The following is a 24931-nucleotide window of genomic DNA, read 5'->3' as shown; positions in this document are numbered from 1 at the left end:
TAAATCTAGACTTTATGTAGTGAAATGAGAAAATGGCGTATTGAAGACTCTGAAGAGCTCTACAACATCACGGGGTGGGGCGTTTCATACTTTGGTATCAATGACAAAGGTCATGTGGTAGTAACTCCACGCAAGGACGGGGTGGCCGTCGATTTGAAGGAACTGGTGGACGAACTGCAGCTGAGGGACGTGACGGCTCCCATGCTGGTCCGCTTTCCGGACATCTTGGACAACCGGATTGAAAAAATATCCAATTGTTTTCGTCAGGCTTCTGAAGAATATGGCTATCAGGCCGAGAATTTCATCATTTATCCGATTAAGGTAAACCAGATGAGGCCGGTGGTGGAGGAAATTATCAGTCATGGAAAAAAGTTTAATCTGGGACTGGAAGCCGGTTCGAAACCGGAACTTCACGCCGTGATTGCCATTAACACGGATTCTGACTCGCTGATTATCTGTAACGGCTATAAGGACGAGAGTTACATTGAACTGGCTTTGCTGGCACAGAAGATGGGCAAGCGGATTTTTCTGGTGGTGGAAAAGCTGAATGAGCTGCGGCTGATTGCCAAGATGGCCAAGCAGCTGAACGTGCGCCCCAATATCGGTATCCGGATTAAACTGGCCTCTTCCGGCAGCGGAAAGTGGGAAGAAAGTGGAGGCGACGCCAGCAAGTTCGGCCTGACTTCCAGTGAATTGCTGGAGGCACTCGATTTCCTGGAAAAGAAGGACTTGCAGGATTGTCTGAAACTGATTCATTTCCACATCGGCAGTCAGGTGACCAAAATACGCCGTATCAAGACAGCTTTGCGTGAGGCGTCTCAGTTCTATGTGCAGCTGCATCAGTTGGGCTTCCCGGTGGAGTTTGTAGACATCGGTGGCGGACTGGGCGTGGACTACGATGGAACCCGCTCTTCCAACAGTGAAAGCAGTGTGAACTATTCCATTCAGGAATATGTGAACGACTCCATCTCCATCATGGTCGATGCCAGCAACAAGAACAACATCCCGCATCCGAACATCATTACGGAAAGCGGACGCTCGCTCACAGCTCATCACTCGGTCTTGATTTTTGAGGTGTTGGAGACGGCTTCTCTGCCTTCCATGGACGAGGATTTCGTGGTAAGCAAGGACGACCACGAACTGGTGCAGGAACTGTATCAGATTTGGGACAACCTGAACCAGAGCCGGATGCTGGAAGCCTGGCACGATGCGCAGCAGATTCGTGAGGAATCGCTCGACTTGTTCAGTCACGGAATTGTGGATTTGAAGACACGGGCACAGATTGAACGGATGTACTGGTCGGTGACGCGTGAAATCAACCAGATTGCTTCGGGCCTGAAGCATGCGCCAGATGAATTCCGCAACCTGGACAAGCTGCTGGCCGACAAGTATTTCTGTAACTTCTCTCTGTTCCAGTCGCTGCCGGATTCCTGGGCCATCGACCAGATTTTCCCGATTATGCCGATTCAGCGTCTGGACGAGCGTCCCGACCGCACGGCTACGTTGCAGGACATCACTTGCGACTCGGACGGGAAGATTGCCAACTTCGTGACTAGCCGGAACGTGGCCCACGATTTGCCGGTACATACCATCAAGGCGAAGGAATCTTATTATATCGGTGTGTTCCTGGTAGGAGCTTATCAGGAAATCCTGGGTGACATGCACAATCTGTTCGGGGATACGAATGCCGTACATGTGAGTGTGGACGACAAGGGTTACAGCATCGATCAGGTGATTGACGGGGAAACGGTGGCCGAGGTGCTCGACTACGTGCAGTATAACCCGAAGAAACTGGTACGTACACTGGAAACTTGGGTCACCAAGTCGGTGAAGGAAGGACGCATTTCCTTGGAAGAAGGAAAGGAATTCTTGGCCAACTACCGTTCCGGACTGTATGGCTATACTTATTTGGAGTAAAATAGGGAGATAAGATATGAAAGAGAAACTGACAGTCATAAAGGTAGGAGGAAAGATTGTAGAAGAGCCTGACACATTGAATCAGCTGTTGGACGATTTTTCTTCCATGCCCGGTTATAAGGTGCTGGTACACGGTGGAGGCCGTTCGGCTACCCGTATTGCCGCCCAATTGGGCATTGAGAGCCGGATGGTGAACGGTCGCCGTATTACCGACGCCGATACCTTGAAAGTGGTGACCATGGTCTACGGAGGCTTGGTCAACAAGAATATCGTGGCCGGTTTGCAGGCCAGAGGCGTGAATGCCGTCGGACTGACGGGAGCCGATATGAACGTCATCCGTTCCGTGAAGCGTCCGGTAAAGGATATTGACTACGGTTATGTGGGCGACGTGGAAAAGGTGGACGGAGCGGCTTTGACCGAACTGATTCACCGTCAGATTGTGCCTGTCATGGCACCGCTGACGCACGACGGTCAGGGTAACCTGCTGAACACGAATGCTGACACCATTGCCGGAGAAACGGCAAAGGCCCTGGCTGAGTATTTTGAGGTGACACTGGTCTATTGTTTTGAAAAGAAAGGCGTGCTGCGCGACGAGAATGACGATGGCAGCGTGATTCCGGTACTGACTCCCGACTTGTTCAAGCGTTATGTGGACGAGGGCGTCATACAAGGAGGCATGATTCCCAAGCTGGAAAATTCTTTTTCAGCCTTGGATGCTGGAGTGTCGCAGGTTGTAATCACCTTAGCGTCAGCTATTCACAAAGACTCGGGAACCATTATCAGAAAATAATTGAAAAAAAATCGACGGGTGGGTGTAACTTTTAGGTAACTCACCCGTCATTATTATAGAAAGCAATGCAAGAAATCAGTTTTCGTGACGATATCCTACCGCTGAAGGACAAGCTTTTCAGACTGGCCCTGCGAATTACGTTCAATCGGGCCGAGGCGGAAGACATTGTTCAGGATGCACTGATTAAAGTGTGGAGCAAACGCGAGGAATGGGCGCAACTGGAATCCATCGAAGCCTATTGCCTGACGGTTGTCCGCAATCTGGCCATCGACCGGAGTCAGAAAAAAGAGGCACAGAACCTGGAACTGACGCCTGAAACGCAGGAAATGCCGGATGCATTGACTCCTGAAAGCCAAATGGAACGAAACGAACAGTTCCGGCTGGTGCACAGGCTGATAAACGAACTTCCTGAGAAGCAACGTACCATTGTGCAACTCAGGGATATTGAAGGTAAGAGTTATAAAGAAATAGCCGATGTGCTGGGGGTGACAGAAGAGCAAGTGAAAGTGAACCTTTTCCGCGCTCGCCAACGCATCAAACTAAAATACAGTGAAATAAACGATTATGGACTATAAGTACATTGAACAACTTCTGGAACGCTACTGGAACTGTGAAACTTCCGTGGAGGAAGAACAGATTCTCCGGATTTTCTTTCAGCAGAAAGAACTTCCTGCCCACCTGCGCCGTTACCGTTCTTTGTTTACTTACCAGGAAGCTGCAGGCGAGATGAAGCTGGGTGAAGATTTCGACAAGCGTGTGCTGGCAGAAATTGAACGTCCGGTGGTAAAGGCCAGACGGTTGACGCTTTATACACGTTTTATGCCGTTGTTTAAAGCTGCGGCCATGATGATTTTGCTTTTCACCCTAGGCGGTGTGGTAAAACATGCTGCAGGTGATGACGGTGCTTCAGGTATCGTATATGTACATGATCAGTTCGAGAACCGTCAGGCAGACCCCCAGGTGGCTTATGAGGGCGATTCAGTAAGAACACTGATGAAAGAAGCTTCTCCCAAGCCCAGGCTGGAGGAGAACAATAACAGATAGAACATTTTCATTTGCTTTTATATAAATATAGTTAGTGCTTATTAGAACTTAAAACAACAATGAGGCTGTGAAGTTTCAATTCTCTCAAAATTAATCTACTAACTAGATAAAAAAGGATTACCGCGTGAGCAGTAATCCTTTTTTGTTTGAAGTCTTTCATAACCGTCTTTGGGGAGTGGGAAGAAGTAGACTTTTTTCGCTATTTTTGCAGCGGATTTTGAATAAGGTTACTACATGTTTACAGTAATAGGTGTCATGTTCGGTGGAATAGCGATAGGTTTTCTGTTTCGTCGTCAGAGACTTTCCTGGATTGGGAAGGTGATTACCGTATTGATTTGGGTGCTTTTGTTCCTGCTTGGGATAGAGGTAGGTGGCAATCGCCGGATAGTGGAAGGCTTGGCTACGTTGGGAGGAGAAGCTTTTCTTATCGCACTGACTTGTGTGTTGGGTAGCTGCGCCTTGGCTTGGGCATTGTGGTATTGGCTGTATAGAAGGAAAGGGGGAGATGTATGAAGGGGAGCTTGATTATTATAGGCTTTTTCGTGCTGGGCACCCTGTGTGGGGCGTTCCACTGGCTGCCTTTTGACGTGGGTGAGACGAATGTCAGTTTTTATGCTTTGTGCGGACTGATGTTCAGTGTGGGACTGAGTATCGGGAATGACCCGCAGACCTTGAAAAACTTTCGTGTCTTGAATCCGAGGTTGGTTCTTCTGCCTGTTGCTACGATATTGGGCACTTTGTCGGCTGCCGCTTTGGCAAGCTTTTTACTTCCGCACCGGAGTGCGGCCGACTGCATGGCGGTAGGGGCAGGGATGGGTTATTATTCGTTATCCAGTATTTTTATTACGGAGTATAAAGGTCCGGAACTGGGTACAGTGGCTTTGTTGTCGAATATATTCCGGGAAATAATAACTTTGTTGTGTGCTCCTTTATTGGTACGCTGGTTTGGTAACCTGGCACCTATTTCCTCGGGGGGAGCCACCACCATGGATACCACGTTACCCATCATTACCCGTTGTTCCGGGCAGCAGTTTGTGATTGTGTCCATCTTTCATGGTTTTGTGACCGACTTCAGCGTGCCGTTTCTGGTCACTTTCTTTTGTTCTTTCTAAGAGATATCCGTTATATAGATAAAACTACAGCCTCTGGCATTGAATCTTCTTTTCATGCCAGAGGCTGTAGTTTTATCTGTCCGTGTAGTCGGAAGACTCAGTCTTGGTAGTACACTCTTTTTACACGATTGGAAACGCTGGTCAGGATTTCGTACGGAATGGTATCGAGGATATCCGACAGGACAGTGACCGGAAGGTCATCACCGAAGATGATGGCTTTGTCACCTTCCTTGCAGTCGATGTCGGTCACGTCAATCATGCACACATCCATACAGATGTTTCCTACGTAGGGAGCCTTCTGCCCGTTTACCAGGCAGTAGCCATGTCCGTTACCCAGATGTCGGTTCAATCCGTCCGCATATCCGATAGGAATGGCAGCGATACGGGAATCGCGAGTGAGAACTCCCTTCCGGCTGTAGCCTACGGTGTCGTCAGCAGGTACATCGTGAATCTGCAGGATGGTGGTTTTTAAAGTTGTGACGTTATGCAGCATCTTGTTGGTAAACGGGTCGATGCCGTAGAGTCCGATACCCAGACGTACCATGTCAAACTGTGCTCCCGGGTAGCGTTCAATGCCCGCCGTGTTGCAGATGTGACGGATAATCTTGTGCTTGAAACCTTGCTGAAGTTCGGTTGAGGCTGCTTCGAAGGTCTCTATCTGGTGGCGGGTGAAAGCATCGAAACGTTCTGCGTCGCTACCAACCAGGTGGGAGAATACGGAACGGGGAATGACCGCACTCTGTTTTTGCAGGCGTCGTACCAGTTGGGGCATTTCTTCCGGAGCAAATCCCAGGCGGTGCATGCCTGTATCAATCTTGATGTGAATCGGGAAATTGCTCACACCCTCGCGCTCGGCGGCCTTAATCAGTTCTTCCAATAAATGGAAGCTGTACACTTCCGGTTCCAGGCGATAATCAAACATAGTTTTGAACGCCGTGATTTCCGGGTTCATGATGATGATGGAACTGTTGATTCCTGCTTTCCGTAAGTCAGCTCCTTCATCGGCTACGGCCACGGCCAGATAGTCCACCCGCTGGTCTTCCAAAGTCTTGGCAATCTCAAAAGAACCAGCTCCATAGGCTGAGGCTTTTACCATGCAGACCATCTTGACTCCCGGTTTTAGCTTGTTCCGGTAATGGTTCAAATTGTCGACCAGTGCATTCAGGTTGATTTCGAGGATGGTTTCGTGCACCTTCAATTCGAGTGCGTCGGTGATTTCATCGAAATGGAACACACGGGCTCCTTTTATCAGAATGTCTTCGTTATGCAATTGGTGGAGCAGGCCCGAGTTCAAAAGTTCTGCTGTGTTGGGAAAGAAATCCTTTTGGATTTCAAATCGGTTGGCTGCGGCGGAAATTTCTTCACCTACTCCGATGATATGGTCTACTTTCCGGCTATGCACGAGGTCGGCTACCTGTCTGTAGAGCAGTTTGCTGGTTTGTCCACTCTCCAACATATCCGACAGAATCAGCGTGCGCTTGCGGCTCTTGTCTTCCGAGCGTCTCATCATGAAGTCCAGTGCGATATCGAGAGAGGCAAAGTCCGAATTGTAACTGTCATTAATCAGCGTGCAGCCGTTTTTCCCTTCCTTCACTTCCAGACGCATGGCGATGGGTTCCAGATGAAGCATGCGTTCTGCGATGGTTTCGGGCGGTACCATCAGGTAAAGGGCTACTGCCAGACAGTTGAGGGAGTTTTCGATGGAAGCATCGTCGATAAACGGAATCCGGTATTCCTTGAAGAATCCCAGGTAGCGGTATTTGATGGTGGTTCCGGTCTCATCTTTCAGTATCTTTTCGATAAAGAGCGGACGTTCAGAATCTTTGGTCGACCAGGCGATTTCGCGGGCCGTGAACAGAGATTTGGTGACGCAGCTGGCGATAAGTTCATTGTCGCCATTGTATACAATTACATCACAGTCTTTAAAGAGTTGGAGCTTCTCCATGCATTTGTCTTGCAAGGAAGAAAAATTTTCCTGATGGGCTCCTCCGATGTTGGTCAGGATGCCGATGGTAGGCTGGATGATGGGGCGCAAGGCTTCCATCTCACCCATTTCGGAGATACCGGCTTCAAAAATGCCCAGCTCGGTATGCTCATTCATGAGCCATACGGAGAGAGGCACACCGATTTGGGAATTATAGCTTCTTGGAGAGCGGGTAATGATGCGGTCCGGGCTGAGCAGTTGGTACAGCCATTCTTTGACAACCGTTTTTCCGTTACTTCCCGTGATACCGATGACCGGTACCTGAAACTGTTCCCGATGCTTGGACGCCAGCCGTTGCAGGGCTTTCAGCGGGTTGGGGACAATCAGAAAATTGGCATCCTGATAAGAGGAAGCCGTTTCGGGTATTTCATTCACGACGAAGTTGCGTACTCCTTTCTGATAAAGGTCCGGGATATACTTGTGTCCGTCGTTACGTTTTGTTTTCAAGGCAAAAAACAGGGTCTCTTCCGGGAAACACAGTGACCGGCTGTCTGTTAAGATCCAGTCGATGGTAGCGGGCGTGTTTCCTCTGCGTTCAGCCCCCAGGATGGAGGTTATTTCTTCAATTGTGCTTGACATAACTTTATTTCCTTTTGAACATCTAAGTACGGTAATTTTTCTTTTAACTCCTCTATCTTTAACAGTATTTGACTTAAAAAGGTTTGATAGGCTTCCGTTTCGGGATTGAAAGGCTTGTGGGCCAGTCCACGCCGTATCTTTTCCCATTCTTTCATGAAAGAGAGAGTAGAAGGAGTGAAGTAGCAGTTACTGAAACATTCCCAGATGTATTGGATGGCAAGTGGAGACGGGTGCATCATGTCATCGGCATAAAAGCGATAGTCGCGTAGTTCGTCCATCATGATTTCATACGAAGGGAAATAATGGCAGAAATCCAGTTCCCGGCAAATCTTGTCGGCGGCCAGTAGCAGATTGGCTTTACTGAGCTGGTTTCCGTGCAGGCCGTCTTTCAGATGACGTATGGGACTCACCGTGAACAGGCACTGTAGCTGTGGGCGAAGTGTCTTTATCTGGTGGAGCAGGGGAAGGTAGGCTTCGACAATTTCATCGGCACCGACCATTTTCCGTTCGAACAGACGGGCTGGCAATTTGTGGCAGTTGCCGACAATCTTTCCGTTTTCTTTCCAGGTATAGACGAATGAGGAGCCCCAGGTAATGAGAATCCAGTCGGCTTGTTGCAGGTTCTCATGTCCTTTACGGATACGCTCATTGATTTTTTCCAGACATTCCTCCATGGAGGAAGAAGAGAAACTGCTGTGGTGCATCAGGCTGTACCATGTGTCTGCGGTGTGTTGCAGGTCTTTCTCTCCATAGAGTGTGCCGTTCCACAGACATTGCATGGATGAAGCGATTGACAGAGGATTGTATAATACCCCGAAAGGGTTCACATCGCAGGTGAACTTGTTCTCTGTCAATAAGTTTCCGATATGCTCGGAAAAGCAGGAGCCCCAGCTCATCAAATTGTCAGCATGATGCAGTTTCGGGCCTTTTACAGGTAGTTCCACTTTAGTCCTAAATTCCATAATCAGAGAATTTTTACTGCAAATGTAAGCACATTCACTATATTTGTGCTATTTTTGTACGATTAAAGTTAATGAAGAACAAGGATGGAACAGACAACTTCATACGATTTGTTGAATAAGATAGATAGCCCTGAGGATTTACGGAAACTTTCTGTCGAAGCGTTGCCGGAGGTCTGTGATCAACTGCGGAATAAAATTATAGATGAATTATCGTGCAATCCGGGACATTTTGCCTCCAGTCTGGGGGTTGTGGAATTGACGGTGGCCCTTCATTATGTGTATCAGACGCCTTATGACCGCATCGTTTGGGACGTAGGGCATCAGGCTTACGGGCATAAAATATTGACGGGACGTCGCGACCGTTTTTATACGAATCGTAAGTTGAACGGGATTTGTCCTTTCCCTTCTCCTGCGGAAAGCGAATATGACACGTTCACATGCGGACATGCGTCCAATTCCATCTCTGCCGCGCTGGGAATGGCTGTGGCAGCAGCCCGGAAAGGAGAAGAAAACCGTCATGTAGTAGCAGTCATTGGTGACGGTTCCATGAGTGGCGGACTGGCCTTTGAAGGCTTGAACAATGCTTCCTCCACCCCTAACAACCTGTTGATTATTCTGAACGATAATAATATGGCCATCGACCGTAGTGTAGGTGGCATGAAACAATATTTGTTGAATCTGCATACTTCCGAAGGATATAATCGGTTGCGGAATGCCTTGTCGCGTAAACTCTATCGTTTGGGAATCTTGAACGATGAACGGCGCAAGAGCCTGATACGCTTCAACAACAGCCTGAAATCCATGCTGATGCAGCAGCAGAATATATTCGAAGGATTGAATATCCGTTATTTCGGCCCGGTAGACGGACATGATGTGGCCGCCCTGACAAGGGTGCTGAAAGAGATAAAGGATATGAAGGGGCCCAAGCTTCTGCATATTCACACCCGTAAGGGGAAAGGATTCAAGCCGGCGGAAGAAGCGGCTACCGTATGGCATGCACCAGGAATTTTCGACAAGGAAACAGGAGAACGTATCGTGTCGGATACGACCGGGATGCCTCCTTTGTTTCAGGAAGTGTTTGGAAATACATTGCTGGAACTGGCCCGCAAGAACGATAAAATCGTCGGTGTGACCCCGGCCATGCCGTCGGGATGCTCCATGAACATCATGATGAAGGAGATGCCCGACAGGGTGTTTGATGTAGGCATTGCAGAAGGCCATGCCGTGACTTTTTCAGGAGGTATGGCCAAGGAAGGCTTGCTTCCGTTCTGTAATGTGTATTCTTCTTTCATGCAGCGTGCATACGATAATATCATCCACGATGTGGCTATCCAGAAACTGAATGTGGTGCTGTGTCTGGACCGTGCCGGTCTGGTGGGAGAAGACGGACCTACCCATCACGGGGCTTTTGATATGGCTTACTTGCGTCCTATTCCGAATCTGGTCATCGCTTCTCCTTATAACGAGCATGAATTGCGCCGGCTGATGTACACTGCCCAGTTGCCGGATAAAGGGCCTTTTGTCATTCGTTATCCTCGTGGACGGGGAGTGTTGACCGACTGGGAATGCCCGTTGGAAGCCATCGAAGTCGGTAAGGGACGAAAGCTGAAGGAGGGTACCGACCTGGCTGTCATCACCATTGGGCCGATAGGTAACAAGGCGGCAGCGGCGATTGTCCGGGCGGAGAAGACGTTGGGCTGCAGCATTGCCCACTACGATTTGCGTTTCCTGAAGCCGCTGGATGAGGCTTTGCTGCACGAAGTGGGACAGAAGTTCACGCACATATTGACCGTAGAAGACGGGGTGCGTAATGGTGGTATGGGCAGTGCCATACTGGAGTTTATGAACGACCATGGCTATTATCCGCGGGTGATACGTCTTGGGTTGCCCGACCGTTTTGTGCAGCATGGTCCCGTGAATGACTTGTACGCCATTTGCGGCATTGATGAGGAAAGTATATTGAACACAATCACTCAGATTATCAAGATATGAAAATTATTATCGCAGGTGCAGGTGCCGTAGGTACTCATCTGGCCAAACTGCTTTCCGGTGAAAAACAGGATATTATCCTGATGGACGAAGACGAGAGCAAGCTGAGTGCCATGGGAAGCAACCTGGACCTTATGACCGTGAATCTGTCGCCTACGTCCATTAACGGGCTGAAAGAGGCCGGAGTGTCCGGAGCCGATTTGTTTATCGGGGTTATGCCCGACGAAAGCCGTAACATGACGGCTTGTATGCTGGCGACCAGTCTGGGGGCAAAGAAAACCGTGGCTCGTATCGACAATTATGAATATCTGTTGCCCAAGCACAAGGAGTTTTTTGCCAAGCTGGGAGTACATTCCCTGATTTATCCGGAGATGCTGGCTGCCCGCGACATTGTGGATGCCATCAAGATGAGCTGGATACGGCAGTGGTGGGAATTTGCCGGAGGAGTACTGGTGCTTCTGGGAACCAAGATGCGTGAGCAGGCGGAGATTCTGAATGTGCCTTTGCACGAGCTGGGAGGAAGAAACATTCCGTTCCATATCGTGGCCATCAAGCGTGGCAACGAAACCATCATTCCACGGGGTGATGATGTCATCAAGCTGAACGACATCGTGTACTTTACAACTACCAAGAAATATATCCCTTATATCCGTAAAATCTCCGGAAAAGAAAACGAGGCCGATGTGCGGAATGTGATGATTATGGGCGGAAGCCGTATTGCCGTACGTACCGTACAGTATATGCCGGAGTACATGAAAGCGAAAATCATTGAGAGCAACATAGCCCGTTGCAACCGCCTGACGGAACTGGTGGACGATGGAGTGATGGTGATTAACGGAGATGGACGGGATATCCAACTTCTGCTGGAGGAAGGCATCAAGAATACGGAGGCGTTTGTGGCATTGACCGGCAACTCCGAAACCAACATTCTGGCCTGTCTGGCCGCCAAGCGGATGGGAGTGACCAAGACCGTGGCGGAAGTGGAGAATGTGGATTATATAAGTATGGCCGAAAGCCTGGACATCGGAACGGTCATCAATAAGAAATTCATAGCCGCCAGCCATATCTATCAGATGATGCTCGATGCCGATGTGTCGAATGTGAAATGTCTGACTTTTGCCAATGCCGATGTGGCCGAATTCACCGTCAAGCCGGGGGCTAAGATAACCAAGCAGCCGGTGAAAGATTTGGGACTTCCCAAGGGAGCCACCATCGGTGGGTTGATTCGGAATGGAGAAGGTATTCTGGTGACCGGTAACACCATGATTCAGGAAAACGATCATGTGGTTGTGTTCTGCCTGGGTATGATGATTAAGAAGCTGGAAAAATATTTTTAATTGCAATTTTTAAGCCGAAAAGGTGGACGGATGCGTCTGGACGCGTTGTTCTAAATAAAAAACATTATGGAACTACGTATTCAGACGCATTTATTTTTTGCCTTGTGGGCTTGTATACTTTTTTTGTGGGGGTGTGGTACTTATCAGGTAGACGATGATACGGAAACGGTGGAATCCTCCGGCCCTTATGTGATGGATGTGGCTCTGTCCAATGCATCGCTTTTCACTTCCCTTTATCCTTTGCAACTCTATCTGTTCGATTCGAAAGGGGCGACTGTCTGGAATGAAGAGGTACAGGCGCAGACGGAATGGCCTGTCCTGTCCCAGCCGACAGGGGATTATGTACTTGCGGCTATCTCCGGCCTTTCATCGGAAGACTATCTTCCTCCGATGAGCTTAAACGCCAAGCAGCTGTTGACTTTCTCGCAAGGGAACTGTGCAGATACGCCGTTGGTGATAGGAAAAAATGTCGTGAAACTGAAAAACGACGTAAAGATATCCATGAACTTGTCGTACGCGGTTGCGGCGTTGTATTTGTCATTTGGCGGTGTGTCCGACGACGCTATTGCAGTAGAGGCACGCATCTCGCCGGTAAGTTCCGGAATAACTTTAGAGGGGAATTGGAACAATGACGGGCAGTTTGCCTCTGTGCCGTGCCAAAAAGTAAGAGGCATCTGGAAAGCGGGGCCTGTCTATGTCTTTCCGTCCGAAAGCAGTCAGACCCATCTCTCGTTAAATGTCAAGACCGCCTCCGGAGAAACGGTATATGGTTATTTCTTCAGCTATCCCTTGGAGGCAGGAAAACCGTATCGGTTTGTCAGCACGGGGGATGGCGAGGTCTCATTGGAGGGAAACGGACAGATAGAGGGCTGGACTCCCGAAGTTTCTGAGGAATTTCCTTTTGAGAACATGACTCCCGAAGAGGATTGGGACAATCCGCAACCGGATGTGCCGGATGGAGATGAGAATCCGGAGGGAGAGGAAGAAGAGAACGGCGGCACCAGTGATGAAAACGGAGATAACGGTGATGTGATGGTAGCCGAGGTGCTGCCGGAGTCGGGAAGCATCTGGGGACCCTTCTTTGTGTGGAAAGTGGAATCTGTTTCTTCCAATGAGGTGGAAGCTACCCTTGTTTCTCCCCGCCAGTGGCTGTTGAAGAAAGCGGAGGCTGTTTCCGTTTGCACGGCGTATGAGGTGGATGGAATCTCGGGGTGGAGGACATTAACGACAGAAGAAGCCGAAGAGTTTCGTGAGCAGTATGCCAGTACGTTGGAAGAACTGAATGAAATCTTACAGGAAAATGGGATTGACAGTTTTGATAAATACGATTGCCGGTATCTCTGCAATAATCTTAACTCCACTTTTTGTTTCTATAATAACAAGATACTCAATTCCGGGGAGACGGTAGACTATGCTTTGCGCCTGGTAAAGAAGGTACGGGTGGAAAAGGCAAAATAAGACATGAAAAATCCCGCCACTGGGCGTAGAATGCTCTGGGGCGGGATGTGATGTCTTATTTCAAATCAGGTGTTGGGCTTCCAATTCCTGGGCCACATTTTCCACTTCTTCGTACCATGCTTCTCCGAATTTTCGGATAAGCGGTTCCTTCAGGAACTTGTAGACCGGCAGGTTTTCTTTTCTTCCGAGCAATACCGCGGCTTTACACACATCCCAGCGATGATAGTTCAGGGCCTTATAAGGACCGTAATCGCTGACACGGATGGGATAAAGGTGGCAGGAAATCGGTTTGTAGAAACTGCATTTCCCTTCGCGGAACGCTTTCTCGATGGCGCAGTAGCAGAATCCTTTTTCATCGTAGCAGGTGAACACACAATCCTTTCCGTTGACGATGGAGGTCACCAGGTCACCGTCCTGGTCGGTATAGACCACTCCTTGACGTTTGATGACGGCTTGTGCCTCCGGTGAAAGGTCATCCCATATAACGGGAAGCACCTCTTCCAGCTTTTCCACTTCCTCCAGTTCCACTGGGGCTCCGGCGTCCCCTTCGATGCAACATTCACCCTTACAGGCATTCAGGTCGCACAGGAATTTTTCCCGGAAAATGTCCAGGCTTACTATTACGTCATCAATCTGTACCATACGTTAGTTTTTTTGTGGGGCAAAGATACGAATCTTCTGCCATATCCCATTAAGTGTCGGACGAAAATCGGTGCATAACCTTGGGATAACTTCTGCTTTCCGGAAGCGGCAGGCTGGGAAAAATGTGCTACCTTTGCAGTCCGAAAAAAGAAGAGGTGGATATGTTGTTACCCTATTTGCATAAAGAGTTGGTGGAAGCCGGATGTGATGAGGCCGGACGGGGCTGTCTGGCCGGAGCGGTCTATGCGGCAGCTGTCATTCTGCCTTCCGGATTTCGGAATGAACTCCTCAACGATTCCAAGAAGCTGACAGAGAAACAACGCTATGAGTTGCGTACGGTCATTGAGCAGGAAGCCACGGCGTGGGCCGTTGGAGTGGTATCGCCGGAAGAGATTGATAAAATCAACATTCTGAATGCCTCCTTTCTGGCTATGCACAGGGCTGTTGCACAGTTGAAGGTGGTTCCCCAGCACCTGCTGATTGACGGCAACCGCTTCAATCCTTATCCGGACATTCCGCATACTACCATCGTAAAAGGAGACGGGAAATACCTGTCCATTGCGGCAGCTTCCATTCTGGCAAAGACCTACCGTGACGATTACATGAACCGTCTGCACGAAGAATATCCCATGTATGACTGGAAGAGCAACAAGGGCTATCCCACCAAGAAACACCGTGCCGCCATTGCCGCTTACGGCACTTCACCCTATCATCGCATGAGCTTCAATCTGCTGGGCGATGGCCAGCTTTCCTTCGATTTTTAAGGTGTGGAAAACAGCACAGCCTGTTAATAACCCGTCGAAGTTATTAACAAGCTGTTGAAAACTCTGTTTGTTTTACACCGTTCCCTGGATGGACAAGAAGAAAAAGATTCCTGTCCCTACCATCAGAATACCAATCAAGGCATAGAACCAGCGGGCTTGTTTCCGTCCTACGTTTCTCACAACAAATTGTGTGTTTTTGGCCGTGAAAAACCAGTTCCAGTTGCAGATGGCCGCCAGCAGGGACAGGAGTCCCACCAGGACGAACAAGGCCTGTATGAAATAGTGTACTTCCATTTTTAATCGTTATTCTCGTCGAAACGTACCGTGCGGGTACCGTCTTCGTTTTCATCGATGTGTACGCTGACCGCATCGCCTGGAAGCAGTTCCTCAATCAGTTCCGGCCATTCGATGAAGCAGAGTGCGCCGCTGTAGAAATAGTCTTCATATCCCATGTCGTACACTTCTTCCAGTTTTTTGATGCGGTAGAAGTCGAAGTGATAAATCAGTTCTCCGTTTTCATCCGAACGGTATTCGTTGACAATGGCGAATGTCGGTGAGTTGATGACGTCCGTCACGCCCAGTTCTTCGCATACGGCCTTGATAAAGGTTGTCTTTCCTGCCCCCATTTTTCCATAGAAGGCAAAAACCGTGTTGTCACCCATGGCTGCGATAAATTTCTTGGCAGCTTCGTGGATGTTTTCCAGTGAATCAATTTTTATTTCCATATACTGTGATTTTAACTTGAATGCTTATGTTACAAAATTAGGATAAATCTCCCTCAGCTCATTCGTTTTTTGCGGAGCATGCAAAATATTTTGGCTCCTACATAAATCAGGATGGACACGAAAATGATGGCCGCTCCCGAAGGTACCCGCAGCTGGTATGACAGCAGCAAGCCGCCCAGGCATCCCAGGTAACCGATGCCGATGGAAAGCCAGATGATGCGTTTGAAGCTGTACGTAAAGAGGTTGGCCGTCATTTGCGGGAGTGTCAGCAGGGAAATGGCCAGTACGATGCCCACCATCCGGAGGCAGGCCACGATGGTCAGTGCGATGAAAGCCATCAGGGTATATTCGAAGGCACTCACGGGGATGCGCTGGGAACGGGCAAATTCCCGGTCGAAGGCAATGGCCGTGATGGGCCGGAGAAACAGGGTGAAAAAGGCGGTAAGCGCCAGGCTCAACACCACCAGTAAAAGGATGTCCGCCCGCGTGATGGTCAGGATGTTGCCGAACAGGAACGAAGAAAGGTCGGGTGTGAATCCGGGTGCCAGAAAGCTGAAGATAATACCCACAGCCATGCCGAACGTCCAGAATACGGCGATAGCCGAATCTTCGCGCATGTCACTGCGTTTGCTGAGCCACTCCACGCCGAAAGCCGACAGCACAGAAAACACTGCCGCGCTCAGAATCGGAGAGATACCGGCGTAGAGTCCGATACCGATGCCTCCGAACGAGGCATGCGTGATACCCCCGCTGATGAATACCAGCCTTCGGGTCACGATATACGTGCCGATGATGCCGCAGGCGATGCTGGCGAAAAGACTACCCAGCAGCGCATGCTGGAAAAAAGTATAATGCAACAAATCGAGGATATTCATGGGCAAGTGAGGGAGGGTTAATGGAAACGGCGTTCTCCGACTATCAGGAATAGCTCGTCTTTCAGTTCATCGGGAATTTCCACGCCACGGAGTTGCAGGCTGCGGCACCATCCAGCCACTTCCTCCTCTTTCATGGTGTACATGATTTCCCGGAATTCATCAATCTCTTTTTCCGTATAAGTATCCGACGGATGCCCCTTGAAGCGGTCCAGTTCCTCATCGTCGTAATACTCTATCTGTTTGCTGACGGCCGCCAGCAAACTTTCTTTTTCGCAGACCTGATGTTGTCCGCAGCATTCCCCATCCACCGTCTTGACTTCCGGGGCTTCTGTCAGTTCTCCGCGGTCAATCTTCTTTTGTACGGAGCGGTTGTAGAAAAATCCGGCCACCAGTCCAAAGAGAACGACTCCAATTAATATGATGATTAAAATCCACATGATACAATCAGTTTTGAGTGAGATGAAAACCAGCTTGCTGCAAATCTTCCCAGAACCGGGGATATGATTTGGAGACTACTTGTGGGTTGCGCACATACAACGCGCCTTGGCGTAATGCCGCCGGTGCAAAGGCCATGGCCATGCGGTGGTCTTCGTACGTGTCGATGACTGGCGGATTCTGCGGTTCGCACCGTTCACCCGTCCAGGCAAGTACAGAACCTTCGCTTTCTTCCAGTACGTAGCCCAGTTTGCGCATTTCTGCGATTAAGGCCGCCATGCGGTCGGTTTCCTTGATTTTCAGACTTTGCAGTCCCGAAAAACGGAAAGTGACTCCCCGCATGGCACATGTCACTACGAATGTCTGCGCCAGGTCGGGCTGGTTCACAAAATTATATTCCAAGTGTTTTACGCAGGAATTTGTCTGGTAGAGTGTGACGGTCTGTCCTTCTCTTTTCGTGCCCACGCCCAGTTGTTCGAACAGTTCCGCTACTTTTGAATCGCCCTGCGGACTCTGTGCGAAAAGTCCCGGAAGGCTTACGGTGGCATCCTGTGGCGACAAGGCTACTGTCTCATACCAGTAGGAAGCTGCGCTCCAGTCGCTTTCTATATAATAAGGTAAAGCCTGATAGGGAGTAGGAGCCACATGAAGGCTGCAGTCGGAAGTCCATTCCACTTCTGCTCCGAAATCCCGCATCACTTTCAGCGTCAGGTTGATGTAAGGACGTGATACGATTTCCCCACTGAGGGTCAGGTCCAGTCCTTTCTCCAGCATCGGACCAATCATCAGCAAGGCCGAGATGTATTGGGAACTCACGTTTCCCGGAAGGGTCAGGCAATTTCCTTTCAGCGTCTGTCCGGAAATTTTCAGGGGAGGATAGCCTTCGTTCTCCACGTATGCGATGTCCGCTCCCAGGCTTCGCAGAGCTTCCACCAGAATCTGGATGGGGCGTTGCCGCATCCGTTCCGTACCGGTCAGGATATGGGTACCGGGTGTAACGGAAAGATAAGCTGTAAGAAAACGCATGGCAGTTCCCGCCGCCATGATGTCAATCACTTCCGGCATGTGAGCCAGCGCTTCGGTCATGACATGCGTATCGTCGCAGTCGGACAGGTTTTCCAATTTGCACTGACTGTGAGCCAGTGCATGGATAATCAGTGCCCGGTTGCAGATACTCTTGGACGAAGGCAACTGAATGGTTGCCTGTATGCGTTCCGGTGGGGTAATGGTTATGCACTTCATGTTGAATCAAATCTTTGAATCGCAAAGATACACAATTTTACGTAGTCGCGCCGTCGTACCCTTATAAAATCTCATTCCTTCTCTGTCGGTGAACCGGCAGGCTGGGACGTGTGACTGGCGATGTATTCGCCCGGTTTCATGCCAAACTGTTTCTGGAAGCACTTGCTGAAGTACGACGGGTTGTTGAATCCCACCATGTAGCTCACCTCGTTGATGCGGTACTGGTTTTCCAGCAGCAGGGAGGCCGCCTTCTTCAACCGGATAATCTGAATCATTTCGTTCGGGGTGGTATTGGCCAGTCCCTTGAGTTTGACGAACAGTCCCGAACGGCTGATGCACAGTTTTTCAGCCAGAAAATCCACCGAAAGCTGGTCGTTGTTCAGGTTCTCCTCAATCAGGTGGTTCATTTTCTCCAGGAACACCTTGTCGGTCTGGTTGGCTGCGATGGAGTTGATGGAAACAGTCGGCATTTGCGAGAATTTCTGTCTCAGTTGCAGGCGCAGTTCCAGCAGGTTTTTGATACAGGCTTCCAGGTATTGCAGGGAGAACGGCTTTTCGATGTAAGCATCCGCGCCACAGTTCATGCTGGCAATCTTGGCATCCGTACCCGTTTTGGCAGTCAGCAGAATGAACGGGATGTGACTGGTCAGCTGGTTGCCTCTCACTGCTTTACACAGGTCGATGCCGTTCATGTGGGGCATCATCCAGTCGCTGATAATCAGTGAAACCTCCTGTTCTTTCAGCTTGTGGAGCGCTTCGGTGCCGTCGGAGGCCGTTACGATGGTATAGTTGTTCTGGAAATGCGAAGACAGGAAATGGAGCATGTCTTCGTTGTCGTCCACGATGAGCATGATAGGGAGTACCTTTGCAGGAGGTACGGTCACATTCTGTTCCGGAATGATATCCTCCGGCAGCGGACCCGCCGAAAGGATTTCCCCGTTTTCGTTGGTCTGTTTTTCCTGTTTCTGTGGAAGTGTGATGATGAAGGCAGACCCCATTCCCGGTTGGGAGGTCACTTCCACTTTGCCATGATGCGCTTCCACGATACCTTTTACGATACTCAGTCCGATGCCTGTACCCGGTTTGTTTTCCGACGCCTGATAGAAAGGCTTGAAGATTTTGCTCAGTTCCTCTTCGTTCATTCCTTTCCCGTTGTCTTTCACCTGGATAGAGAAAGTCTGCTGCTCCGGTTGTTCTTGGAAGCGGACTTCAATCATGCTTTCCGTATATTTGTTGGCGTTAGTGAGCAGGTTGCTCAATACTTTTGTGATGGCTTCCTTGTCTACGTCGGCATGGAAATCCTTTTCCGGATAGACAACGGAGAAACTGACTCCTTTCTGGTGGAGAGTCGGAGAGAAGCGTTCGCACACGCCCTCCATCAGTTCCCGTACCGATTGTGAGGTGAAGCGCATCCGCATTTCCTTCTGTTCCACTTTCCGGAAGTCGAGCAGCTGGTTCACCAGATAAAGCAGACGCTGGCTGTTGCGGTCGATGATTTCCAGTTCCTGCCGTTCGTTGGACGGGATGTGCGTGGACTGCATCACTTTTTCCAGCGGGCCGATGATGAGTGACACCGGCGTACGGATTTCATGGGCAATCATGGTGAAGAAATTGATTTTCGCTTCATGGATTTCCTTCTCTTTCTTGCTGTTCAGTTCGTCGATGGCTTTGGCATGTTTCTTTTCGCTCCGGCGCACCACGTAACGCAGCAGCAGTCCGATAGCGAGGACAAACAGCAGAAAATAGCCAATCTTGAACGGCAGGGAGAAATAGAACGGAGGATGCACGATGATGCGGATGGACGTACCTTCTTCGTTCCACACGTTGTCATTGTTAGAGGCTTTTACCCGGAAGGTATAAGTGCCTGCCGGCAAGTTGGTGTAGGTGGTGCTGTGCTGTGCTCCCACATAGTTCCATTCCTTGTCGAATCCTTCCAGAATGTAGGCGTACTGGTTTTTTTGTGGCGTACAGTAGCTTAAAGCCGCATACGTCAGGGTGATGACATTATCTTTGTAGGGGAGATGGATTTCCTCCAGATGGTCGATAGCCTCCGGCAAGATGCCTTCTTCTTGCGTTTCTATCTTTTTATTGAAGATTTCCAGTCCGGTCAGCACCACATTCGGCTTCTGCGTGTTCAGTTTCAGTTGGTGTGGATAGAATGTATTGAAACCGTTGATACAGCCGATGTAGAATTCTCCGTTACGGGTTTTCAGGGCTGAAGCCATGATGAAGGCTTCACTTTGCAGTCCGTCACTCTTGGTGAAAATCTGTGTGGCTTTTGTGGTCGGTGTGTATTTCACCAGTCCCTTGGCGGTGGTGAGCCACAGGCAGTCTTCTCCTTCCAGAATGGCGTTGATGCATTTGTTGGGTATATTGAGAGGATGATAGGAAAATGTGTCTTCCAGTGGATTAAATAGGTAGAGTCCTTCTGTGGTGGCTACCCATAATTCATTTTCACGATTGATGCAGAGATGGTTAATGGTCGGGCAGTCCAGTCCTTCAGGCTGGCCATATTTTTTCCATACCTGATTTTGTGGCGAATATTTAAAGACTCCTTTTCCTTGAGTGGCAATCCAGATGTTTCCTTTAATGTCTTCTGCCATTTCGATAATCAGGGCATCCAGGTTTTTGACCCGTGTAAAACGGTCATCCTGCGGATTATATACACAGACTCCGCTCATGGAGCCAGTCCAGATTTGTCCGTGACTGTCTTGAAAAAGGCAATAGATGCTGCTTTCGTCCAGTCCGTCCTCCATATTGTATTTTCTGATGTGTCCGGTGGAAGTTTGTAAGGCGTATATTCCGTCGCTGTAGGTACCAATCCAAAGTTCTTTTCCTGTGTGGCATAAGGCATGGACATTTTTATTGGTCAGCTGTTCTCTTCCAGGAAAGTTCACAAACTGGCCTTGAGATGGAGAAAAGCAACTTACTCCCGCATCGTCCGAGCCAATCCATATCTCTCCATTTTCCCCTTCACAGAAGCGGCTGATAATCTGACTTCTAAAAAATGAGTAACCATCCGTGCCGGAATATCCGAGAAATTGTCCGCAATAGGGAGGAAGGTAATTTACTCCGTTGTAATAGGTGCCTATCCACACGCCGCCTTCTCGGTCTTTCAGCATCGGATAAATGAACTTGTCTGATAATGACTCGTTGCCTTCTCCGTATTGATTGTAGAGAAAGTTTTCTTGGGTAATCGGGTTGAAGATGGTTAGTCCCTCGTCGGAGCCTATGAAAAAGATTTCGGGGGAATATTCTAAAATGGAATGAATATGACGTATCCCTATACCTTTTTCAGCAACCAGGAACTTTTGCACTTCGTGCGTCTGTGGGTTCAGTTTCCAGAGCCCTTTCTCCCAGGTACCAATCCAGAGGTTGTGGGATGTGTCTTCCCATAAAGCCATGGAATACAGTCCTTCAGGTTCTCCCTTGATAGAGAATTCTTCGAAGGTGTTGCTGACCTTGTTAAGTCGGCAGAGGCGGAAAGGTCCGGAGACCCAGATGTTGTTTTGAGTGTCGTTTAGTATACGGATAATGATGTTGTCGTTTTGGGGCACTTCATATTGTATAAGTCTGTTCGTATGTACGTTGTATTGGAATATACCTTGCTTGCGGGTGGCAATCCATATATTCTTTTCTTTGTCTTGGATGATGTGGGTTATCCACGAGGTGATGCCCGTATCGTTGCTTGTCTTTTCCAGAAAAGGGGTAAATGTATCTTTTACCTGGTTGTAGATATATACTCCGTTTTCTGTCCCTAACCATAGTTCATTGGTGTTTGTTTCGCAGATGGCATTTATGGAGCTGGCATGAAAGTCAGGATAAAGTGGGTTGTTTTTTTGGTAGAAGACAAATTGATTCCCGTCGAATCGGCTTAAACCGTTTTCCGTTCCCAACCAGATATAGCCTTTCTGGTCTTGTAGAATGGAGGATATGCCATTGGAAGAAACTCCATTTTCAATGTTGTAATGACGGAATTGGAAGTGAGTGGGAAGCGCGGCATTTCCCCATAGGCCAATCGACAGGAAAATGAATAAGCAATAAAGTGTCCTCATACGTATACCTTTTTAAAAACTGTACAAAGTTCATTAAAATAGACGAATAAGGCATATAAAATAATTTAAAAAAGATAATGTAAAAGTCTAATTCTGAAAGATGGTGTCGGTAGGTTAACGCGTGCGGCGGATGAATGTCTTTTGTTTGTCGGCTTTCTTTGTCTTTTGTGTAAAGTTCCGGCCTACTTTGTAGGTTTTCCTGTACGGAACCGTACGTTTCCCGTGGCGGAGCCGTACGTTTCCCAATGGGAAAATCTACGTTTTCGGCACGGAAAACATAAAAATCGAAAAAGGAAAGCAGCTTTTACATCCAGACGTCTGCAACTTTAAGAATCGATAACTGAATTTCAGCTCATCCTATCCCCCTTCCTGTCTGGAAAAGAATGATAAAATCGTCCGAAGATATGATATAAAAGTCTATATGTTATTGTTTAATGTATTGAGCAACAGTATTTTATGTGCTATCTGAAGTGCGGCCTGCATGCGACTATTTTTGTAGCTGAATGGATGATATTTTTACCCTCCTTTCTTATTAAAAGCTACTTTTGCTAAAAAGAAAATAAAACCAATTTATATATCATGAAGAACAGACTTTTGATATTGATGAGTGGAGTAGTGGCGATGGGAGTTGTCTCCTGTACCAAGCCTGCTTATCAACAGCCGGATGCTCCGATTCAGGAGGTCCCGTTTACCCAAGTACATATTAATGACGGTTTCTGGTCGCCTCGTATTGAAACGAACCGCACCGTATCTATTCCTTCTGCTTTTAAGGAATGTGAGAAAAACGGCCGTTTCGACAATTTCGCCATTGCGGGCGGATTGAAAAAAGGAGAGCATCGCGGTGATTTCTCTTTCGATGATACCGATCCTTATAAAGTAATAGAAGGTGCCTCTTATTCGCTGGCTGTGAAATATGACCCGAAACTGGATCATTACTTGGACAGTGTGATTAATATCATTGCGGCAGCTCAGGAACCGGACGGCTATCTGACCACTTGCGTCACCAACAAGTGCTACCGTCTTTCCGGATGGTGGGGACGTTCCAAATGGGAAAAACTGAACAGTCACGAATTGTATAACAGCGGTCACATGTACGAGGCAGCCATCGCACATTATCGGGCTACGGGTAAACGTACCTTCCTCGACGTGGCTATCAAGAATGCCGACCTGGTATGCAAGGTGTTCGGTCCGGGCGAGGGACAGAAGCACGTGCCATCGGGACATCCCATCATTGAAATGGCATTGTGTAAATTATATAAGGTAACGGGCGACGAGAAATACCTCAATATGGCGAAGTATTTCGTGGAAGAAACCGGACGGGGTACCGACGGTCATAAACTGAGCGAATACAGCCAGGACCACAAACCGATTCTTCAGCAGGATGAAATCGTAGGTCATGCCGTACGTGCCGGATACCTTTATTCAGGTGTGGCCGATGTGGCTGCTTTGACCAAGGATACCGCTTATTTCCATGCCTTGACCCGCTTGTGGGACAATTTGGTGGGCAAGAAATTGTATATCACCGGTGGTATGGGTTCCCGGGCACAGGGAGAAGGTTTCGGACCAAACTATGAATTGCAGAACCATACCGCTTATTGCGAAACTTGTGCAGCCATTGCCAATGTGTACTGGAACTACCGTATGTTCCTGGCTACCGGCGATTCCAAATACATGGATGTGCTGGAACGTGCCTTGTACAACGGCGTGATTTCGGGTGTGTCATTGAGCGGTGACAAGTTCTTCTATGATAATCCGTTGGAATCCATGGGTGAACACGACCGCCAGCCTTGGTTTGGTTGTGCCTGCTGTCCGGGTAACGTAACCCGTTTCATGGCTTCCGTATCCAATTATGTATACGCTATCCAGCAGAACGACATTTATGTGAACCTGTACATTCAGGGAAAAGCAGAAATGAAGACGGCCGACAATAAAGTAACATTGGAACAGACCACTCAGTATCCGTGGGACGGCAAGATTGCCATCAAAGTCACTCCGGAAAAAGAAGGTAAGTTTGCCATCCGTCTGCGTATCCCCAGCTGGGCAAAATCGGCTCCGGTAGCTTCCGACCTGTATGCTTATACAGATGCCGCCAAGAAATATACGTTGAAAGTCAATGGTTCCGACGTAAAAGGCATGGAAGGTGACGGTTACGAAACGCTTGTCCGCACCTGGAAACCGGGCGATGTGATTGAATTGGATTTGCCGATGGATGTCCGTCGTATCACGGCCAACGACAAAGTGGAAGTCGACCGGGGTATGGTGGCATTGGAACGTGGTCCGATTATGTTCTGCTTGGAAGGTAAAGACCAGCCCGACAGCATTGTATTCAACAAGTTCATTCCGCGTGACGCCAAGATAAAGGCTACCTACGATGCTAACCTGCTGAAAGGGGTGATGGTATTGAGCGGAACTGCCAAGGAACTGGGTAAGGACGGCAGCGTGAAAGATGTACCGTTCCGTGCCATTCCTTATTCTACTTGGGACAATCGTGGTGCAGACCAGATGGAAGTCTGGATTCCGGAGACCAAGGAATACGCTACTCCGACACCGGAACCGACCATCGCTTCCAAGGCACAGACATTTACCATCCAGGCCGCTATCCAGAAAGATGCACCCGAGTCGGCAGCTGTGATGTCATACGCATGGGGCGTGAACGACCAGTGGGAACCCAAACGTTCTTCCGATACTTCCAAACCTTATTTCTACTGGTGGTTGAAAGACGGAACACTGGAATCTCTGGCCTACGAGTTTGACCAGCCTTACACGGTTTCGAAAGTAGAAGTCTACTGGCTCGACTTTGACCATTACGACGGCAATTTCCGCGTACCGCAAAGCTGGAAGCTCTATTACAAGAACGGAAATACCTGGAAAGAAGTGGAAACAAATGATCAATATGGCGTAGAAAAAGATAAGTATAACGTAGTCAACTTCAAGCCGGTCAAGACTACCGGATTGAAAATCTCTGCACAGCTTCAGAAAGGAGCTTCGGGAGGTATTATAGAATGGAAAGTAGAGTAATTT

General features: G+C 48.8%; 20 protein-coding genes. 11 read left to right on the top strand and 9 right to left on the bottom strand.

Annotation, left to right across the window (positions count from 1 at the left end; all coding sequences use genetic code 11):
• Positions 1-24: 24 nt before the first annotated feature.
• From speA to OIM59_RS15215, 6 genes are all read left to right on the top strand, one after another.
• Entirely contained in the window at positions 25-1917 is a 1893-nt protein-coding gene (gene speA, locus OIM59_RS15240; RefSeq protein WP_303897573.1) for a biosynthetic arginine decarboxylase, read from the top strand.
• 16 nt (positions 1918-1933) lie between these two features.
• The gene (gene argB / locus OIM59_RS15235) at positions 1934-2707 is read left to right on the top strand and encodes an acetylglutamate kinase (protein ID WP_303897571.1); all 774 of its coding nucleotides are present in this window, start codon (positions 1934-1936) and stop codon (positions 2705-2707) included.
• Between the two features lie 65 nt (positions 2708-2772).
• Positions 2773-3282, top strand: a complete 510-nt coding sequence (locus tag OIM59_RS15230) for an RNA polymerase sigma factor (protein WP_177864051.1) — start codon at positions 2773-2775, stop codon at positions 3280-3282.
• On the top strand, positions 3272-3751 hold the full coding sequence (locus OIM59_RS15225) for a hypothetical protein (protein ID WP_303897569.1): 480 nt from the start codon (positions 3272-3274) through the stop codon (positions 3749-3751). Before OIM59_RS15230 ends, OIM59_RS15225 begins: the two co-directional genes overlap by 11 nt.
• A gap of 234 nt (positions 3752-3985) precedes the next feature.
• Positions 3986-4264: a LysO family transporter gene (locus tag OIM59_RS15220; RefSeq protein WP_299170919.1), complete on the top strand. Its 279-nt coding sequence runs from the start codon at positions 3986-3988 to the stop codon at positions 4262-4264.
• Entirely contained in the window at positions 4261-4863 is a 603-nt protein-coding gene (locus tag OIM59_RS15215) for a lysine exporter LysO family protein (RefSeq protein ID WP_299170917.1), read from the top strand. The genes OIM59_RS15220 and OIM59_RS15215 overlap by 4 nt, the downstream gene beginning before the upstream one ends.
• A gap of 97 nt (positions 4864-4960) precedes the next feature.
• Here the strand turns inward: OIM59_RS15215 and OIM59_RS15210 are convergent, their stop codons facing one another.
• Both OIM59_RS15210 and OIM59_RS15205 read right to left on the bottom strand, forming a co-directional pair.
• Positions 4961-7426: a bifunctional UDP-N-acetylmuramoyl-tripeptide:D-alanyl-D-alanine ligase/alanine racemase gene (locus tag OIM59_RS15210; protein ID WP_303897565.1), complete on the bottom strand. Its 2466-nt coding sequence runs from the start codon at positions 7424-7426 to the stop codon at positions 4961-4963.
• Positions 7402-8388, bottom strand: a complete 987-nt coding sequence (locus OIM59_RS15205; protein ID WP_299170913.1) for a GSCFA domain-containing protein — start codon at positions 8386-8388, stop codon at positions 7402-7404. The genes OIM59_RS15210 and OIM59_RS15205 overlap by 25 nt, the downstream gene beginning before the upstream one ends.
• A gap of 84 nt (positions 8389-8472) precedes the next feature.
• Here OIM59_RS15205 and dxs point away from each other — a divergent pair, with 84 nt between their 5' ends.
• The 3 genes from dxs (at position 8473) to OIM59_RS15190 (ending at position 13172) form a co-directional block, all read left to right on the top strand.
• The gene (gene dxs / locus OIM59_RS15200; protein WP_303897560.1) at positions 8473-10380 is read left to right on the top strand and encodes a 1-deoxy-D-xylulose-5-phosphate synthase; all 1908 of its coding nucleotides are present in this window, start codon (positions 8473-8475) and stop codon (positions 10378-10380) included.
• On the top strand, positions 10377-11714 hold the full coding sequence (trkA, locus tag OIM59_RS15195) for a Trk system potassium transporter TrkA (RefSeq protein ID WP_072541242.1): 1338 nt from the start codon (positions 10377-10379) through the stop codon (positions 11712-11714). The genes dxs and trkA overlap by 4 nt, the downstream gene beginning before the upstream one ends.
• Before the next feature lie 66 nt (positions 11715-11780).
• A complete protein-coding gene (locus OIM59_RS15190; RefSeq protein WP_303897556.1) occupies positions 11781-13172 on the top strand; it encodes a FimB/Mfa2 family fimbrial subunit in 1392 nt (463 codons plus the stop codon).
• A 60-nt stretch (positions 13173-13232) separates the two neighbouring features.
• Here OIM59_RS15190 and OIM59_RS15185 read toward each other — a convergent pair whose 3' ends face one another.
• Positions 13233-13814 (bottom strand): DUF3109 family protein, encoded by a 582-nt coding sequence (locus tag OIM59_RS15185; RefSeq protein ID WP_299170907.1) that lies wholly within the window; start codon positions 13812-13814, stop codon positions 13233-13235.
• Between the two features lie 161 nt (positions 13815-13975).
• On the opposite strand from OIM59_RS15185, the gene OIM59_RS15180 reads away from it, so the two are divergent.
• Positions 13976-14578: a ribonuclease HII gene (locus tag OIM59_RS15180; RefSeq protein WP_288354252.1), complete on the top strand. Its 603-nt coding sequence runs from the start codon at positions 13976-13978 to the stop codon at positions 14576-14578.
• A gap of 72 nt (positions 14579-14650) precedes the next feature.
• Here the strand turns inward: OIM59_RS15180 and OIM59_RS15175 are convergent, their stop codons facing one another.
• The 6 genes from OIM59_RS15175 to OIM59_RS15150 form a co-directional block, all read right to left on the bottom strand.
• A complete protein-coding gene (locus OIM59_RS15175) occupies positions 14651-14872 on the bottom strand; it encodes an immunity 17 family protein (RefSeq protein ID WP_072541238.1) in 222 nt (73 codons plus the stop codon).
• Between the two features lie 2 nt (positions 14873-14874).
• A complete protein-coding gene (gene tsaE, locus OIM59_RS15170) occupies positions 14875-15303 on the bottom strand; it encodes a tRNA (adenosine(37)-N6)-threonylcarbamoyltransferase complex ATPase subunit type 1 TsaE (protein WP_022354878.1) in 429 nt (142 codons plus the stop codon).
• A gap of 53 nt (positions 15304-15356) precedes the next feature.
• The gene (locus OIM59_RS15165) at positions 15357-16178 is read right to left on the bottom strand and encodes a metal ABC transporter permease (RefSeq protein ID WP_288354267.1); all 822 of its coding nucleotides are present in this window, start codon (positions 16176-16178) and stop codon (positions 15357-15359) included.
• Between the two features lie 17 nt (positions 16179-16195).
• Positions 16196-16615 carry a phospholipase gene (locus OIM59_RS15160; protein ID WP_072541235.1) on the bottom strand — a complete coding sequence of 140 codons (420 nt, stop codon included), beginning with the start codon at positions 16613-16615 and terminating at the stop codon, positions 16196-16198.
• A 7-nt stretch (positions 16616-16622) separates the two neighbouring features.
• On the bottom strand, positions 16623-17855 hold the full coding sequence (locus tag OIM59_RS15155; protein ID WP_299170897.1) for a 3-phosphoshikimate 1-carboxyvinyltransferase: 1233 nt from the start codon (positions 17853-17855) through the stop codon (positions 16623-16625).
• A 71-nt stretch (positions 17856-17926) separates the two neighbouring features.
• Positions 17927-21910, bottom strand: a complete 3984-nt coding sequence (locus OIM59_RS15150; RefSeq protein ID WP_303897545.1) for a hybrid sensor histidine kinase/response regulator transcription factor — start codon at positions 21908-21910, stop codon at positions 17927-17929.
• A 579-nt stretch (positions 21911-22489) separates the two neighbouring features.
• Here OIM59_RS15150 and OIM59_RS15145 point away from each other — a divergent pair.
• Positions 22490-24928 carry a glycoside hydrolase family 127 protein gene (locus OIM59_RS15145; protein ID WP_303897543.1) on the top strand — a complete coding sequence of 813 codons (2439 nt, stop codon included), beginning with the start codon at positions 22490-22492 and terminating at the stop codon, positions 24926-24928.
• The last annotated feature ends 3 nt before the right edge of the window (positions 24929-24931 follow it).

It is taken from the genome of Bacteroides mediterraneensis (assembly GCF_025993685.1).
In the GTDB taxonomy this organism is placed as follows: domain Bacteria; phylum Bacteroidota; class Bacteroidia; order Bacteroidales; family Bacteroidaceae; genus Phocaeicola; species Phocaeicola mediterraneensis_A.
This window is presented reverse-complemented; position numbering and strand designations above follow the sequence as displayed.

Excerpts from the sequence above, each read along its gene's own strand:
- OIM59_RS15215 (WP_299170917.1), top strand. The coding sequence starts at position 4,261 with ATGAAGGGGAGCTTGATTATTATAGGCTTTTTCGTGCTGGGCACCCTG.
- OIM59_RS15220 (WP_299170919.1), top strand. The coding sequence starts at position 3,986 with ATGTTTACAGTAATAGGTGTCATGTTCGGTGGAATAGCGATAGGTTTT.
- OIM59_RS15145 (WP_303897543.1), top strand. The coding sequence starts at position 22,490 with ATGAAGAACAGACTTTTGATATTGATGAGTGGAGTAGTGGCGATGGGA.
- OIM59_RS15190 (WP_303897556.1), top strand. The coding sequence starts at position 11,781 with ATGGAACTACGTATTCAGACGCATTTATTTTTTGCCTTGTGGGCTTGT.
- OIM59_RS15175 (WP_072541238.1), bottom strand. The coding sequence starts at position 14,872 with ATGGAAGTACACTATTTCATACAGGCCTTGTTCGTCCTGGTGGGACTC.
- OIM59_RS15205 (WP_299170913.1), bottom strand. The coding sequence starts at position 8,388 with ATGGAATTTAGGACTAAAGTGGAACTACCTGTAAAAGGCCCGAAACTG.
- OIM59_RS15230 (WP_177864051.1), top strand. The coding sequence starts at position 2,773 with ATGCAAGAAATCAGTTTTCGTGACGATATCCTACCGCTGAAGGACAAG.
- speA (WP_303897573.1), top strand. The coding sequence starts at position 25 with ATGAGAAAATGGCGTATTGAAGACTCTGAAGAGCTCTACAACATCACG.
- OIM59_RS15150 (WP_303897545.1), bottom strand. The coding sequence starts at position 21,910 with ATGAGGACACTTTATTGCTTATTCATTTTCCTGTCGATTGGCCTATGG.
- OIM59_RS15225 (WP_303897569.1), top strand. The coding sequence starts at position 3,272 with ATGGACTATAAGTACATTGAACAACTTCTGGAACGCTACTGGAACTGT.
- tsaE (WP_022354878.1), bottom strand. The coding sequence starts at position 15,303 with ATGGAAATAAAAATTGATTCACTGGAAAACATCCACGAAGCTGCCAAG.
- trkA (WP_072541242.1), top strand. The coding sequence starts at position 10,377 with ATGAAAATTATTATCGCAGGTGCAGGTGCCGTAGGTACTCATCTGGCC.
- OIM59_RS15165 (WP_288354267.1), bottom strand. The coding sequence starts at position 16,178 with ATGAATATCCTCGATTTGTTGCATTATACTTTTTTCCAGCATGCGCTG.
- OIM59_RS15180 (WP_288354252.1), top strand. The coding sequence starts at position 13,976 with ATGTTGTTACCCTATTTGCATAAAGAGTTGGTGGAAGCCGGATGTGAT.
- OIM59_RS15155 (WP_299170897.1), bottom strand. The coding sequence starts at position 17,855 with ATGAAGTGCATAACCATTACCCCACCGGAACGCATACAGGCAACCATT.
- OIM59_RS15185 (WP_299170907.1), bottom strand. The coding sequence starts at position 13,814 with ATGGTACAGATTGATGACGTAATAGTAAGCCTGGACATTTTCCGGGAA.
- argB (WP_303897571.1), top strand. The coding sequence starts at position 1,934 with ATGAAAGAGAAACTGACAGTCATAAAGGTAGGAGGAAAGATTGTAGAA.
- dxs (WP_303897560.1), top strand. The coding sequence starts at position 8,473 with ATGGAACAGACAACTTCATACGATTTGTTGAATAAGATAGATAGCCCT.
- OIM59_RS15160 (WP_072541235.1), bottom strand. The coding sequence starts at position 16,615 with ATGTGGATTTTAATCATCATATTAATTGGAGTCGTTCTCTTTGGACTG.
- OIM59_RS15210 (WP_303897565.1), bottom strand. The coding sequence starts at position 7,426 with ATGTCAAGCACAATTGAAGAAATAACCTCCATCCTGGGGGCTGAACGC.